11 protein-coding genes are annotated in these 13,885 nt (G+C 72.9%); 8 read left to right on the forward strand and 3 right to left on the reverse strand.

What is annotated here, in order from left to right:
* Positions 1–169 precede the first annotated feature (169 nt).
* Positions 170–1,444 (reverse strand): FAD-dependent monooxygenase, encoded by a 1,275-nt coding sequence (locus ACFYST_RS18130; protein ID WP_387863430.1) that lies wholly within the window; start codon positions 1,442–1,444, stop codon positions 170–172.
* Between the two features lie 86 nt (positions 1,445–1,530).
* Between ACFYST_RS18130 and ACFYST_RS18135 the strand changes: the two genes are divergently transcribed.
* Positions 1,531–2,091 carry a TetR/AcrR family transcriptional regulator gene (locus ACFYST_RS18135; RefSeq protein WP_387863431.1) on the forward strand — a complete coding sequence of 187 codons (561 nt, stop codon included), beginning with the start codon at positions 1,531–1,533 and terminating at the stop codon, positions 2,089–2,091.
* A gap of 5 nt (positions 2,092–2,096) precedes the next feature.
* Here ACFYST_RS18135 and ACFYST_RS18140 read toward each other — a convergent pair whose 3' ends face one another.
* Positions 2,097–3,242 (reverse strand): hypothetical protein, encoded by a 1,146-nt coding sequence (locus tag ACFYST_RS18140; RefSeq protein ID WP_387642312.1) that lies wholly within the window; start codon positions 3,240–3,242, stop codon positions 2,097–2,099.
* A 486-nt stretch (positions 3,243–3,728) separates the two neighbouring features.
* Here ACFYST_RS18140 and ACFYST_RS18145 point away from each other — a divergent pair, with 486 nt between their 5' ends.
* The 6 genes from ACFYST_RS18145 (at position 3,729) to ACFYST_RS18170 (ending at position 8,927) form a co-directional block, all read left to right on the forward strand.
* The gene (locus tag ACFYST_RS18145) at positions 3,729–4,076 is read left to right on the forward strand and encodes a hypothetical protein (RefSeq protein ID WP_387863434.1); all 348 of its coding nucleotides are present in this window, start codon (positions 3,729–3,731) and stop codon (positions 4,074–4,076) included.
* Between the two features lie 427 nt (positions 4,077–4,503).
* Positions 4,504–4,872, forward strand: coding sequence for a hypothetical protein (locus ACFYST_RS18150; RefSeq protein ID WP_387642307.1), 369 nt, complete (start codon positions 4,504–4,506; stop codon positions 4,870–4,872).
* Positions 4,873–4,940: 68 nt separating this feature from the next.
* Positions 4,941–5,681: a CPBP family intramembrane glutamic endopeptidase gene (locus ACFYST_RS18155; protein WP_387863436.1), complete on the forward strand. Its 741-nt coding sequence runs from the start codon at positions 4,941–4,943 to the stop codon at positions 5,679–5,681.
* A gap of 34 nt (positions 5,682–5,715) precedes the next feature.
* Positions 5,716–6,366, forward strand: a complete 651-nt coding sequence (locus ACFYST_RS18160) for a class I SAM-dependent methyltransferase (RefSeq protein WP_387863438.1) — start codon at positions 5,716–5,718, stop codon at positions 6,364–6,366.
* Between the two features lie 432 nt (positions 6,367–6,798).
* Positions 6,799–7,152, forward strand: coding sequence for a hypothetical protein (locus ACFYST_RS18165; protein WP_387863440.1), 354 nt, complete (start codon positions 6,799–6,801; stop codon positions 7,150–7,152).
* 260 nt (positions 7,153–7,412) lie between these two features.
* A complete protein-coding gene (locus ACFYST_RS18170) occupies positions 7,413–8,927 on the forward strand; it encodes an IPT/TIG domain-containing protein (RefSeq protein WP_387863443.1) in 1,515 nt (504 codons plus the stop codon).
* 16 nt (positions 8,928–8,943) lie between these two features.
* On the opposite strand, the gene ACFYST_RS18175 is transcribed toward ACFYST_RS18170, so the two are convergent.
* Entirely contained in the window at positions 8,944–9,906 is a 963-nt protein-coding gene (locus ACFYST_RS18175; protein ID WP_387642295.1) for a helix-turn-helix transcriptional regulator, read from the reverse strand.
* A 196-nt stretch (positions 9,907–10,102) separates the two neighbouring features.
* On the opposite strand from ACFYST_RS18175, the gene ACFYST_RS18180 reads away from it, so the two are divergent.
* Positions 10,103–13,849 carry a S8 family serine peptidase gene (locus ACFYST_RS18180; protein WP_387863445.1) on the forward strand — a complete coding sequence of 1,249 codons (3,747 nt, stop codon included), beginning with the start codon at positions 10,103–10,105 and terminating at the stop codon, positions 13,847–13,849.
* Positions 13,850–13,885: the final 36 nt, after the last annotated feature.

A 13,885-nucleotide genomic window follows, 5' to 3' on the forward strand; every position in this document is an offset into this window, starting at 1 on the left:
GGGTTGGCCGGGCCGGGCGGCGGTGGGGGTGCGCCGCCCATGCCGGTCGGCTTGCCGGACGGGGATTTCTGCGGGGCCACGGCGTTCCTCCTCGGAGCGGGCGGCGGTGGGCGGGCGGGGCCGCGGGTGAAGGTACGGTCATCTGCTGACTGCCCGACTGCCGCCCCTGCTATGCGAGTTGGGTGGTCGATTCGCCGGGGCGGGGCGGCGTCCGGTCGAGGGTGGGCGGCTCCCAGACGTGGTGGCGCAGGATCGCCCGGAGCGTCGGCCCCGGGGGCATCAGCGGCATCGCGGTGTTGCGGACCGCCACCGCGAGCGGGTGCGACAGTCCCGGCCCCATCCGTCCCGCCTGCCGGGCCGCCCGGGCGACGGCCTGGGCGCGCGGGCGGCGCACCGCGTCGTACCGGGAGAGTGCGGACGGCAGGTCGGGCGCGCCGGCGACGGCGGCCGCCAGGGTCACCGCGTCCTCCAGCGCCTGGCAGGCGCCCTGGCCCAGGTGCGGGGTCATCGCGTGCGCCGCGTCGCCGAGCAGCGCGACCCGGCCGACCGTGAACGTCGGTAGCGGGGTGCGCAGTTCGCGCAGGTCGTGGTGGAGCACGGCGTCCGGCGGGGTGGCCGCGAGCAGTTCCGGGATCGGCTCGTGCCAGCCGCCGAAGCGCGAGCGCAACTCGGCCAGCGGATCGGCGAACCGGGTGCCGGGCGGCAGCGGAAGGACGGCGTGCCACTCGGCCCGGCCGTCCGGCAGCACGATGTGGCCGAACTCCGCGCCGCGACCCCAGGTCAGCTCGAACTCGCTGTCCAGCGCCACCGGTTGATCGGTGATCGCGCGCAGCACGGCCGCACCGGTGGCCACCGCGCCGGGGTGCTCCGGCAGCAGCAGGCCGCGCAGCCGACTGCCGACGCCGTCCGCCGCGACCACCAGGTCGGCGTACCGCGTGCCGTCCGAGCAGCCGACCCGGACCTGCCCAGGCCCGTCCTGCGCCGGTTCGTTCTGCCCAGGCCCGTTCTGCCCAGGTCCGTCCTGCGCTGGTTCGTTCTGCCCTGGCCCGTCCTGGTCGATCGTCAGCGCGCGGACGCCGATCAGCAGCGACTCGGCGGGCAGTGCGGCCCGCAGCAGCCGGTGCAGTTCGGCGCGGGCGATGCCGACGATCGGGCTGCCCACCGCGCGCTCCAGCGCGGCCCCGTCCATCCGGGCCAGCCAACGCCCGTCCGGCCTGCGGGTGCCGCCCCGGTACTGACCGTGCGAGGCGGCCCGGACCGCCTCGCCCGCGCCGAGCTCGTCCAGCGCCCGCAGCCCGTTCGCGGCCAGCGAGATCGCCGCCCCGGCGTCGTCCGGCACCTCGGAACGCTCCAGCACCGTCACGTCCCAGCCGACCCGGCGCAGTCCGAGCGCGGCCGCCAAGCCGCCGATCCCGCCACCGACCACCACCGCAGTACCACGCACCGTCGAACCCCCAGTTCTTCTACAGATGTAGAAAGGACGGTAGCGGAGCTTACGGGCCCGCCCATGGCGGGGTGTTAGATGAGGGCATGGCCACCGACCGACGCACCCTGCTCGCCGACGCCGCCCTCGGCGTCCTCGCCGACCAGGGCATCCGCGGCCTCACCCACCGCGCCGTCGACCGTGCGGCCGCCCTGCCCGACGGCACCACCTCGGCCTACTACCGCACCCGCGCCGCGCTGCTCACCGCGCTGGTCCGGCGGCTGGTCGAACTCGACCAGCACGAACTGGAGTTGACCGCCGCACAGGCCGCCGCGCCGCGCACCGCCGCCGACCTCGTCGACGGTCTCGCGCTGCTCGCCCACCACCGGCTCACCGGCGACGGCCGCCGCCGCTCGCTCGCCCGGTACGCCTGCGTGCTGGAGAGCGTCCGCGACCCGGAGCTGCGCGAGATCCTCACCCCGCGCGAGAACACCGGCCGGGAGCTCGTCCGCCACTTCCTCGCCGCGCACCGCGTCCGCGACGTCGAGGACCGCGCGCTCACCCTGCTCGCCGGCTTCGACGGGCTGGTGCTGGACGGGCTGGTGCGCGGCGAGACCCTCCGGCGCGAGGCGCTGGAGGGCCTGGTCGCGGCGGCCCTGCGGCCGTAATTCCGCTAGGAGTTGGCTGCCCACTGGTGGGCGGTGCCCTGGTGGAGGGCGGCGTAGACGCGGTCGCGCAGGGCGTTGGCGTCGCTGTCGGTGAGGGTGCGGTGGAGGTGGCGCAGGATCACCTTGACCAGCAGGTTGTGCTGGTCGGGACGGGCCCCGAGGCGGGTCAGGGCCTGCGGGGGAAGGGCGTGGCACGGGGTGGTGGAGAGGATCTCGACGGCCTCCACGCAGTCCGCGTCCGCGCCGAGCGCGTCGCGGACCCGGTCGCCGAGGTCCTCCGCCAGGTCGACGCGGTCCACCGCGATGGACAGGTCGCGGCGGATCGCCGGCAGCGCGGAGACCGGACGGTACGGGGCGAGATCGGTCAACTGGGCGGCCACCGCCGGGTCGGTGGAGCGCAGGATCCGGATGTCCGGGATCCCCTTGACCAGCATCAGCACCCGGTCCAGCCCCATCCCGAGCGCCAGCCCGCTCCACTCCGGCCCCAGCCCGGACCCCGCCAGCACCTCCGGGTGGGCGAGCCCGCACTCCGCGATCTCCACCCACTCGCCGCCGAGGTTCACGTCCAACTGCCGCCCCGCCAGCGTGTACGGATGCACGCGGTCCTCGGTGCGGTACTCCGCGCCGGGCAGCAGGGCGTCGGCCAGGGCGGCGATCATCTCGGTCAAGTCGGCGGGTGTGGTGGGCAGTTGGCGGCGGGTGAGGTACCAGAGGTCGAGCTGGTGCGGGGTGCCGGTGTGCAGCCGGTCGATGCTGTCGCGGCGGTACACCAGGCCCGGGCAGACCAGCAGGACGGACTCGGCAGCCGGGTCCGCCGCGAGGGCGCGCAGGGCGCCAGGGACGAGTGCGCTGGAGTGGCTGCGCAGCATACGGCGGTCGTCCACGTAGCGGGTGTAGCGGGTGTCCCGAGTGACGTCGTCGGCACGGTAGTTGAGGTGGTCGTAGTTGTCGGCGACGGTGACGATCCGCTCGCCGCGGTGCACCCGCACCGGGCAGGACCAGTGCCGGGCCAGCGCGTCGGTGGCGCGATCCACCAGGAGCTGCACGCCGTGCGGCCCGGCGGCCGGATCGGTCAGATCGCGGACGGCCAGATCACGGGCGAGCTGATCGGCGGACAGCGGACGGGGAGAGGAAGCGGGCAGAGCGGACATGACGGGCCTCCGGGCCTGAGCAGGGGATTCGAGGGGGAACACACACCCCCCGGCCCCTGGGCGCAACCCGCCGCCCGGGACCGACCCGCTCAGCCGGACTGCGTCACCGGCGCGGCGAAAACCGACCCCAGCGGCACCCATCGGGAGCCGGGGGGCCACTAAATCGGCGAGAGATCGCTACGACGGCCACGGGCAGAGCATAGGCACCCCGGCCCGGCCGCCCGCAACCGGTTTTTCTCCCGCACCCCGAGGCGGCGCCGGGCGGCGCGGCGCGGACGACCGCCTTGCGCCTTCGCTCGTCGGCGCCGCACATGCGGGCTGACGCCTCCTCAGTTCCCGGCGCTCGGTGCAGCTGTTGGTGGCGGGACGGGCCTGGTACGGTTCCCCCGTCGCGTTTGAACGCGTTCAATAATGGGGGGGAGCATGGAAGCCGTAGACACCACGGAGCGGCCGGATCCGGTACCGCGGGCGGCGCGGTTCACGGCGGTGCTGGCGGTGCTGTGTGCCGCACCGGTCGTGCTCTGGGTGGTCCTCATCGACGCGTGGACCATGGGAGGTCCGCTGGTGCTCGGCGCCGTGACCACCGCCGTGCCGCTGTTCGCCCGGGAGGCCGCCAACTTCTGGACAGGCTGCGTGATCATCGGTTGGATACTGTTCGCCGTCTCCGTTCTCGGCTGCATCTTCGGGCTGTTCCTGTTGATGCCGGCGAGCATCGTCCTTCTCGCCGCGGCAACCCAGGCCGATCCCCAGGCCCCACGACTGCCGATGTACGTCGGCATCGTGATCACGGCCGCAACCCTGGGGTTCGTCTGCTGGGCGTTCGGGCAGGGCTGAATCGCCGCGCTCTTCCGTGAGCCGGACACTCTCTTTGCGAACGTCCAGGAGGGCAGCCCCCTCCTGGGTGGGAGGCGCACCGTCCCGAGTGCCCCGGAACTCGGCCACGGCGCCGTCAACCTGAACCAGACCCGCGCCGATCTGCCGGGCGTCAGCCACATCAGGATCTGCAACCAGCAGGCCCCGAACTGTCACTGACCATCGACGGGCCGACATGCGGAGCGGCGGCCGACCTGGCCGAGGCTGTCCGTGCCGACGAACCCGTCCCCGACGGCGTGGCCCACCCGGACTCCCCGGAGCCCGGGGGCCACTGAATCGGCGGGAGACCGCTACGCCGGCCACACGCAGAGCTCGGACGCCCCGGCCCGGCCGCCCGCGACCGGTTTTCCGCAGGGGTCGGCCGGCCGGCCGTTCGGTACCCTTCGGCATGCATTTCACCTCCGGCGGGACGGGCGGCCCGCGCCTTGACGACGCCGCAATGGCGCAGCTCGATCTCGGCAGCAACGTCCGGGGATTCCTGCCGGGCGCGGCCGACACGCAGGGAGCGGCCGAGCTGTTCTTCCGGGCCGGCTGGCGGGTGCGCCGGTCGGGCTGGACCGAGTTCGGGGTCGAACGCGAGTTCGCGGAGCTTGAGCTGACGCCGGGGGAACCCGTGCTGTTCAGCGGGTACGTCGACCCGGAGCGTGTCGCCGAGCTGCTGGCGGCGCTGGGGGAGACGGGGCTGCCCTTCCGGCTCGAGTTCGAGGATCGCGAGGGGCGTGAGCACGTCCATCACTCGGCCGGCCGGTGCGGCTGACAGTCGTCGAAGGTCCCAATGTGGTGGCGCTTAAGCCGAGTTGAAGGGGTCGCCCCTACCGTCGAGCGGTGCTGACGCGATGCGGGAGCTGGGTGCGCCGGAATCCGGCGCTGGGGGCGGTCGGAGTTGCGGCCGTCTGGCAGGCGACGATCGTGGTGGTGGCGAAGGCGCTACCGCCGCTGGATCCGGGGTGGTTCCCGCAACTCGGGCCGACCGTCGCCAACTTGGCGGGCGCGGCGGTGATGCTGGTGCTGCTCCGGGCCTGGGGGCTGCTGGCGGCCGGCGGGGTCACGAGCCTTGGGGCGACGGCGCGTTGGGTGGTGCTGCTGCCACTGGTGGCGCTCGCGGGGCTGGCGGCGCTGCCCGGGATCGAGGGAAGTACAGCCACCCTGGTGGGCGGCGTGGTGCTGATGCTCAGCGTCGGGGTCAGTGAGGAACTGAGCAGCAGGGCACTGGTGTTGGAGGTCGCACGGCCGCTGGGTCGGGTGCCCGCGGTGGTGCTGACGGCGGTGCTGTTCGGGGTCGGGCACCTCGGCAACTGGCTGTTCTTCGGCTCGCCCCTGGGCAATACGCTGTGGCAGGTGCTGGAGGCCGGCGCGTTCGGCTTCTGCCTGTGCGGCGCGCGCCTGTACATCGGGAGCATCTGGCCGCTGGCGCTGGTGCACGCGCTCTCCGACTACCTGGAGATCTACTCGCCAGGGAAGACACCCGACTGGCTTCAGGCGGTGACCGTGGTCGTCGACCTGGGCCTGGGCCTGGTGCTGCTGCTCCGGGCCCCCGAGGCTCCTGCGCCTGCCCCTGGGTCATAGGCTCGGCATCTTCGATCGGCGGGAGGCGCGGGAAATGACGGACAAGCAGGCCGGGGTCGGGCAGGCCTACGACGCGGTCGCGGAGCTGTACGCGACCATGTTCACGGGTGAACTCGCCAGCCGGGGCGATGAGTTGGCGTTGATGGGGGAGCTGGTCGCGGCGCCGCCCGTGTCAGTCGACGGGCTGCCCGTCGGAGACCTCGGCTGCGGCCCGGGCGAGGCGACGGCGCTGCTCGGCGGGCTGGGGATCCGCGCCGTCGGGCTCGACCTGTCGGCCGGGATGCTGGCCCAGGCCCGGCGCCGCCACCCCGGGGAGAGTTTCGTCCGCGGCTCGCTGCTCTCCCTCCCGTTCGCCGACGCGAGCCTCGGCGCGGCGCTCGCCCGCTACTCGCTGATCCACCTCCCGCCCGCCGAAGTCCCGTACGTCCTGGCCGAGTTGCGCCGCGTCCTGGCCCCGGGCGGCCGCCTGCTGCTCGGCCTCTTCGCTGCCGACCCCACCCTCGGCGACACCGACCACCCCGTCCCCTTCGACCACAAGGTCACCACCGCCCACCGCTGGCCGCTCGACACCCTCGCCGCCCTGCTGTCCGAGGCCGGCCTCACCGAGACCGCCCGCAGCGTCCGCCAACCCGGCCCGGGCGAGCGCTTCCCGCAGGCGGCCCTGCTGGCGGAGGTCGCGTCCTGACGGCCCGGCGGTCAACGAGGTGAGTGAGGCGGGCGCGCGACGGCGCACTCTTTCGGGTGGAACCGGCGAATCGCCCTTGCCGGTGCCTGCGCGGGGTGTCACTTTGAGGCCTCAAGGTGAGGGTTTTGCTCGGGCTTGATGTGGGCGGCGCATCGGACATTTCACGTCGCCCAGGGCCGGTCCGGATTTCCCTCTTCGCCGTCCTTCGCGAAAAGGAGCCCTTTCGTGCGCTTCGCCGGACTGGTGCGGTTGGCAGCCTTTGCCTCCGCGGTCGCGTTTCTCGTCCCAATGGCAACCGCCACTGCCGCCCCGGCTCCGCCGAATCGGACCGTGCAGGCAGTTCCCGTCTCCGTCACCGCGGCGCCCCGATCCGTCGACGAACCGCACTGCGCGGGGGAGTGGATCGACTCCAACTCCGATGACACAAAGGAGATGAAGAGCTGGCTTTGCCTGTACGACGGCGGAGCCTCCAACGTCTATGCGGGCCTGTGGACCGAGTGTCGCTGGTGGAAGATCATCGGCTGGTCCGCGCCGCCCAATGGCTGTCGTATTTGGGAGCCCAGCTACTACAAGCTCACGGCACCGGACGGCACCGTGTACGAGGGCACCTTTCCCGGCGCGTCCGGTTCGAGCTCGGCCTACTCGGAGAGCGCCCGATACATCTGCCAGGAAGGCACTTGGAAGGTGTGGGGCTACTACGGCGTCCAGATGAAGGACGTTCTCGGCAACTGGGGCAGCAGCGTGGCCGGCACCCACGAGGGCAGCTTCACCGTCCACTGCCCCTGACCCCCGCAGGCCTCCCCGGACACCATCACGCCGTGCGGCCCGGTCCTCGAAACCATCGAGGGTCGGGCCGAAGCCATGTCGATGGACCAGGGGCGCCGCATCAAACCACTGCCGGGAGCGGACGGACCGCGAGGGCGTACGGCCGATGGCATGACGTCCCGGGCCCGGACACATCGTCGGACGGCGCCGGCGGAACGCAGAGGGGACACGACCTCCCGGTCCGGTGAGGCGGATCCATTTCCCAGGAGCACGGAGCACGCATGTCGACGGAGCAGAGCACACCCACCATGCCGCAGGTGGCCATGACACTGGCGGCGATCGCCGCGACCGGGGCCACGCCGCGTCCCTCGGGCGAGACGGTGGCGGAGCAGCAGGAACGGATCTCTCTGGGCGTCAGTGAGCAACTGGCCGAGCCCTCCCTCGCGACCGGGAACGGCTGGTCCCTGACGTGGCTGGCACTGAGCCCGGACAACGCGAACATGGCGTTCCTGGCCGCGAATCGCTCCTCCAACGCGTTCGCCGTCGTCCTGCGGGGAACGGTCGGCAACGTCACCGACCTGCTGGAGGACCTCGGCGTGGGCACGGTGGTGCCGTTCACCGCCGTCGGCTCGCCACCGGCCCCGGTGTCCGTCTCCAAGGGGGCGATGGAGGCGTTCACCCAGGTCGTCACCATGACGGCGGGGGGCACCACCCTGGTGCAGGCACTCGCCGACGCCCTGGCGGGGGCCGCGTCGAACCCCACCGTCCACGTGATCGGTCACAGTCTGGGCGGCTGCCTCGCCACCATGGTCGCGCCCTACCTCCAGGCACAGACCTGGCAGGGCGTCACCCCGAAGTTCGCCCTGTACACCTTCGCCGCCCCCACTGCCGGCGGCCCGGACTTCGTGAAGTACGTCAACTCCCTGAGCTGGGCCGCCAACGAGCGCTACTTCAACGCCTGGGACCTGGTGCCGCAGGCCTGGACCTCGCTCGACGACGCGAAGAAGTGGTACCCCCATCCGCCCGGCCCGGAGGCGAACGAGGACGTCAAGGCCGTGATCACGGCGATCGCCGCGCTGCCCGGGCCGCACGGCTACGCCCAGCCGGGCACGCCGAACCAGTTGCACCCGGACTACCAGAGCGACTACGACCACGTCATGGTCAAGAAGACGCTCCAGGACTTCATGGGCCAGGTCGCCTTCCAGCACGCGAACCCCACCTACCTGGGTCTGCTCGGCGCCCCCGACGTGCTGTCCGGCCCGGTGGTGCGGGCCGTCAGCAGCAACGCCGGCAAGGCCGGCAGTGCGGTCGTCATCGCCGGCAGCGGTTTCGGCGCGGGCACGGCGGTCGACTTCGGCACCGTCCCCTGTCAGGACCCGGTCGTCAGCGGCGACGGCACCGCGATCAGCGTCCTCGCGCCGCCCGGTGCGGGCGTGGTCGCCGTCCGGGTCACCACCAACCTGGGCACCTCGCCGGCCGTGCCCTTCGGCCAGTTCGCCTACGGCGGACCCGCCCCGGTGGTGATCACCGGCATCGACCCGGACAGCGGCCGCAAGGGCCACTCCGTCACCATCACCGGCGTCAACTTCGAATCCGACGCCCAGGTCTTCTTCGGCGACAACCCTTCCCCGTCCGTCCGGATCAAGCGCACCGGCGCGCCCAGCGAGCTCGTCGCCACCGCCCCCGACCCGACCACCGGCCCCGGCAAGCCCCATACCGTCGACGTCACCGTGCTGTCGCAGGGCTACTCGTCCCCGACCGGCCCGGTGAGCGAGTTCACCTACAAGGAACTGTGAGGGGGCGGCAGGGGCCTCAGTCGACCCAGCCCCGGCGGTGGGCCTGCCAGCCGAGTTGGATGCGGGTGTCGGCGCGGGCGAGGGACATCAGGCGGCTGATGCGGCGCTGGACGGTGCGCAGGCCGAGGCTGAGCTGTTTGGCGACGGCGGGGTCGGTGGCGCCGGAGAGGAGGAGGGCGAGGATGCGGCGGTCGGTCTCGTCGGGGTCGCCGGCGGGGGCGGGGCCGACGACGAGGGTGCGGCCGAGGGGGTGGGCCCACTCCCAGGTCTGTTCGAACAGGACGGTGAAGACGGTGACCAGCGCGGGGGCGCGGACCACCAGGGCGACGGGGTCGGAGGCGGAGGCGGTGAGCGGGACGAGGGCGAGTGAACGGTCCGCGATGATCAGCTTGGTGGGGACCTGCTCGACGACCCGGATCTGCTGCTGACGGTCCATCGCCTCGAACAGCGGGTGCGCGGCGCCCGGTTCGTCCAGGGCGCGGCGCTCCAGCACCACCCGGTAGCCGACGCCGCGTTCGACGGCCGCCGACTCGGCGCCGGTCTCGTCGGCGGCGACCACCTGGTGGCGGCCCGTCACCAGCGCGAGCAGTTCGTGCTCCGCGCCGGCCTGAAGCTGCGTGACGCGGTGGCTGATGGCGGCGCGCCCGGCCACCACCTCGATCAGGTCGCGGTGCGCCTGGCCCTCCCGGGCGGTCGCCGAACGGTAGGCCTCGGTGAGGGTGGAGGCCGTCAACTCGGCCTCCCGCAGGGCGTGTCGCTGGCCGGTGAGCAGGGCTTCGAGGGCGACGGCCGGGGGAGCGGCGGTGTAGCGGCGGCCCGCGCCGGGGGCCACCAGCCCGCAGGCCTGGAGCAGTTCGAGCGAGCCGGTCGGCACGGGGCCGCAGCGGGCGGCCAGTTCGGCGCGGGTCGCGGGGCCGTGGGCCACCAGGTGGGTGTAGACCCGCTCGGCGTGCTCGTCCAGACCTATCGCCGACAGCATCCGCGCTCCGTTCGCCGTGCTCAGGGCCGCCGCCCGTGCCGCTCGCACCGCTCGCGAAGGCGGTGGCGGTTTGCCGCCGGGCGGTGACCCGCCAGGCCACATCATGACCGGTCAGCCCGGTTTTCTGCCAGGCTCACCGGCCATAACCCGACACCTGGAGGCGTTCATGACACGGCCGGCGCGCATACGTGGCGCGATGGCACTGGTGGCGGCGGGCATCCTCGCCACCGGTACGCTCACCACGATCGACCAGGCATGGGCCGCCCAGCCCCAGAACCCCGGCTCCACCCTGACGGGACGCCAGAGCGCCGCCCCGCACACCGTCACCCTGATCACCGGCGACCGGGTCCAGCTGGGCACCGGTACCGACGGCCGCACCGTCGTCACCGTGCTGCCCGACGAGCAGGGCAACGTCCCGCTGACGTTCACCCAGCAGGAGAACGGCGACCAGTACGTCGTCCCGCAGCACGCCTCCGCCGCGCTCGCCGCCGGCACCGTCGACCGGCAACTGTTCAACGTCACCTCGCTGCTGCGCCAGGGCTACGACGACCAGAACGGCAAGACGTTCTCCCTGATCGCCACCTACCGGGACGCGAAGGCCGCCGACGCCAGCCCGCAGGCGCGCGCGAAAGCCTCGGGGACCAAGCGGCTCAAGGCAGTTGACGGCGTCGCGTTCGCCCCGGCCAAGGAGGACGCCGCCCGCACCTGGAACCAGCTGGTCGGGCCGGACGGCAAGGGCCGCGACGGCCTGACCAAGCTGTGGCTGGACCGCAAGGTCCGCACCACCAACGACGCCGAGACCAGGCAGATCGGCGCCCCCGCCGCGTGGGCCGCCGGGCTCGGCGGACAGGGCGTCAAGGTCGCCGTCCTCGACACCGGCATCGACGACCAGCACCCGGACCTCGCCGGACAGGTCGAGGGCCGCCGCAACTTCACCGGCGCGAACCCGGACACGCCCGACGAGGACGTCCACGACGCCGTCGGCCACGGCACCTTCGTCGCCTCCGAGATCGCCGGCACCGGCAAGGCGTCCGGCAGCAAGGAGCGCGGCGTCGCCGACCAGGCCCGGCTGCTGGTCGGCAAGGTGCTCGACGACGGCGGCTCCGGCACCGAGTCGCAGATCATCGCCGGCATGCAGTGGGCCGCCGACTCCGGCGCCGACGTCGTCTCGATGTCGCTGGGCAGCCCCGAACCCACCGACTGCACCGACCCGATGTCGGTCGCCGCGCAGCACATCGCCGAGCAGTCCAAGGCGCTGTTCGTGGTCGCCGCCGGCAACCTCGGCCAGTACCAGTCCGTCAGCTCGCCCGGCTGCGCGCCCGCCGTGCTCACCGTCGGCGCCGTCGACCGCAAGGACAACACCGCCTCCTTCTCCTCGCACGGCTCCGTCACCGGCAGCCACACCCTGAAGCCGGAGATCGCCGCACCCGGCGTCGACGTCAAGGGCGCCGCCACCGGCGGACGCGGCGTCTACGCCTACACCCAGATGTCCGGGACGTCGATGGCCACCCCACTGGTGGCCGGCAGCGCCGCCCTGGTCAAGCAGCGCCACCCCGAGTGGAACGCCGCGCAGATCAAGGCCGCCCTGGTGTCCTCCGCGCTGGCCACCGTCCCCGGCGACGTCCAGCAGACCGGCGGCGGCCGGCTTCGCGCCGACCTCGCCACCACGCAGAGCGTGCTCGGCGCACCCGCCGTCGGCTTCGGCGACTTCGCCTGGCCGCAGCAGAAGTCCGACACCCGCACCGTCCAACTCCCGTACACCAACACCTCCGACAAGCCCGTCACGCTCAAACTGACCGTGCAGCGCACCGACGGCGACGACGAGACGGCGATCACCTCGAAGGTGGTCAAGCTCGGCACCGACAGGATCACCGTCGCCGCCGGGGCCACCGCGCAGGTGCCGCTCACCCTCGACCCGACCGCACACCTGACGGGCGGCCAGTACGGCGACATCACCGGCCGGGTGCTGGCCACCGCCGACAACGGGAGCACCGTCTCCACCCCGTTCAACGCCTACGTCGAGCCCGAGACCCTCGCCGTCCGGGTCAAGCTGATCGACCGCGACGGCAAGCCCGCCGCGTCCGAGGTCGGCAGCAGCATCACCATGGTCGACCTCGGCCAGGCCACCGGCAGCCGGCAGGCCCCGAACGCCAACGGCGAGATCGTCTACCGGCTGCGCCCCGGCAGCTACTCGCTCAGCGGCTACGTGGTCACCCCCGAGCGCGGCGACAGCAGCGGCGAGGCCGCCCCGAAGGCCGTCACCGCGCTCGCCATGCCCGAGATCCAGCTGACCAAGGACACCGTCCTCACCCTCGACGCCCGCCAGGCCACCCGGATCGAGGTGCAGGCCGAACGCGACCTCCGGGTCCGCGGCGCCTCACTCGAACTCGGCCGCTGGTGGGGCGACAAGTGGGTCGACTCCACCGGCGTGCGCACCGGCATGCTGCCCGTCGAACTCTCCGCCTGGGGCTCCGGCAAGGCCCGCACCGGCGGCTTCGAATTCGGCAGCTACCTGCGGATGGCCGCCCCCGAAGTGGTGCTCAAGGGCGCCGGCCTCACCCTGGAACCGCACTACGCCCAGTTCGCCGCCGAGGCCCAACTGCCCGGCACCGGAAGCGCGTTGCTGGCCACCGCCGCCAGCGCCTCCGAGGCCGATCTGACCGCCGCCGGTGTCTCGGGCAAGCTGGTCCTCGTCCCGGACGACGGCACCTCGCAGCGCGTCGTCTCCACCAACGCCAAGAACGCCGGCGCCGTCGGCGTCCTGACCTACCGCCAGAGCCCTGGCGTGTACGGCAAGAACGACGTCAGCCTGGACGCCCCCGTGCTGCCGATCACCGCTGCCGAGGCCGCCGCACTGAAGACCGCCCTCGGCAAGGGCGCCGTCACCCTGGCCTGGACCTCCACCGCCGACAGCCCCTACGTCTACAACCTGGCGTTCCACGACGCCGGTTCGATCGGCGCCAAGCAGCGCCACACCGTCCGCGACCGCGACCTCGGCACCGTCACCGAGAACTGGCACTCCACCGGCACGCCCGTCCGGATGAGCGACTACCTCAGCATCGAACGCCCGTGGAACCCGTACGCGGGCAGCGCCGTCGGCCAGGGCCTGGTCGCCACCCCGTCCACCCGCACCGCCCACTACACCGCCGACGACACCACCTGGCTGCACGACGGACAGAGCAGCTGGCCGTTCACCGAGTTCATGCAGGACCTGCCGCGCCGCTACCAGGCCGGACAGCAGCGCACCGAGGAGTGGTACCAGGGCGTGCTGCGCCCCACCGCCGGACGCGCCGCCGACGGCACCGCGCTGCTGGTCGGCGAACGGCAGGCCGACCTGATCGGGGTCGACTTCACCCGCACCCTGTGGGGCGACGGCAACGCCGACCACACCGGCAGCCAGTCCTACTTCGGCGACGCCGCCGGCGTCGAACTGTTCAGCGACGGAACCTCGTTGGGACGCTCCTGGTTCGGCCCGTCGTTCGTCTGGCAGCTCCCGAACGAGGCCAAGGACTACACCCTGGTGCTCGACCAGGCCCGGTTCTACCACCGCGACCTGTGGCAGCGCTCCACCGCCGTCCGCACCGAGTTCGGCTTCCGCTCGGCCACCGACCCGGCCGCGTACTCGCAGGCGCTGCCGCTGCTGTTCCCCGACTACCGGATCGACCTGGACGGCAACAACACCGCCGCCGCCGGACCACTGCGGATCGCGCTCTCCGCCACCGGCCAGAACGGCTTCACCCCCGGCCCGCTCACCACCGCCCAGCTCGCCTACTCCTACGACGGCGGCACCACCTGGACGGACGCCGCGGTCGGCGCCGACAAGGTCGCCACCCTCGACCACGCGGGCGCCGCCGGCAAGAAGGTAAGCCTGCGGATCACCCTGGCCACGGCGAACGGCGCCAAGGTCACCCAGACCGTCACCGACGCGTACGCCGTGCGCTGACGTACCGGTAGCAGCCCGCGCCACAGGCTCGGCAGG

This window comes from Kitasatospora sp. NPDC004614, assembly GCF_042873675.1.
In the GTDB taxonomy this organism is placed as follows: domain Bacteria; phylum Actinomycetota; class Actinomycetes; order Streptomycetales; family Streptomycetaceae; genus Kitasatospora.

Excerpts from the sequence above, each read along its gene's own strand:
- ACFYST_RS18135 (WP_387863431.1), top strand. The coding sequence starts at position 1,531 with ATGGCCACCGACCGACGCACCCTGCTCGCCGACGCCGCCCTCGGCGTC.
- ACFYST_RS18140 (WP_387642312.1), bottom strand. The coding sequence starts at position 3,242 with ATGTCCGCTCTGCCCGCTTCCTCTCCCCGTCCGCTGTCCGCCGATCAG.
- ACFYST_RS18150 (WP_387642307.1), top strand. The coding sequence starts at position 4,504 with ATGCATTTCACCTCCGGCGGGACGGGCGGCCCGCGCCTTGACGACGCC.
- ACFYST_RS18160 (WP_387863438.1), top strand. The coding sequence starts at position 5,716 with ATGACGGACAAGCAGGCCGGGGTCGGGCAGGCCTACGACGCGGTCGCG.
- ACFYST_RS18165 (WP_387863440.1), top strand. The coding sequence starts at position 6,799 with ATGAAGAGCTGGCTTTGCCTGTACGACGGCGGAGCCTCCAACGTCTAT.
- ACFYST_RS18170 (WP_387863443.1), top strand. The coding sequence starts at position 7,413 with ATGTCGACGGAGCAGAGCACACCCACCATGCCGCAGGTGGCCATGACA.
- ACFYST_RS18175 (WP_387642295.1), bottom strand. The coding sequence starts at position 9,906 with ATGCTGTCGGCGATAGGTCTGGACGAGCACGCCGAGCGGGTCTACACC.
- ACFYST_RS18180 (WP_387863445.1), top strand. The coding sequence starts at position 10,103 with ATGGCACTGGTGGCGGCGGGCATCCTCGCCACCGGTACGCTCACCACG.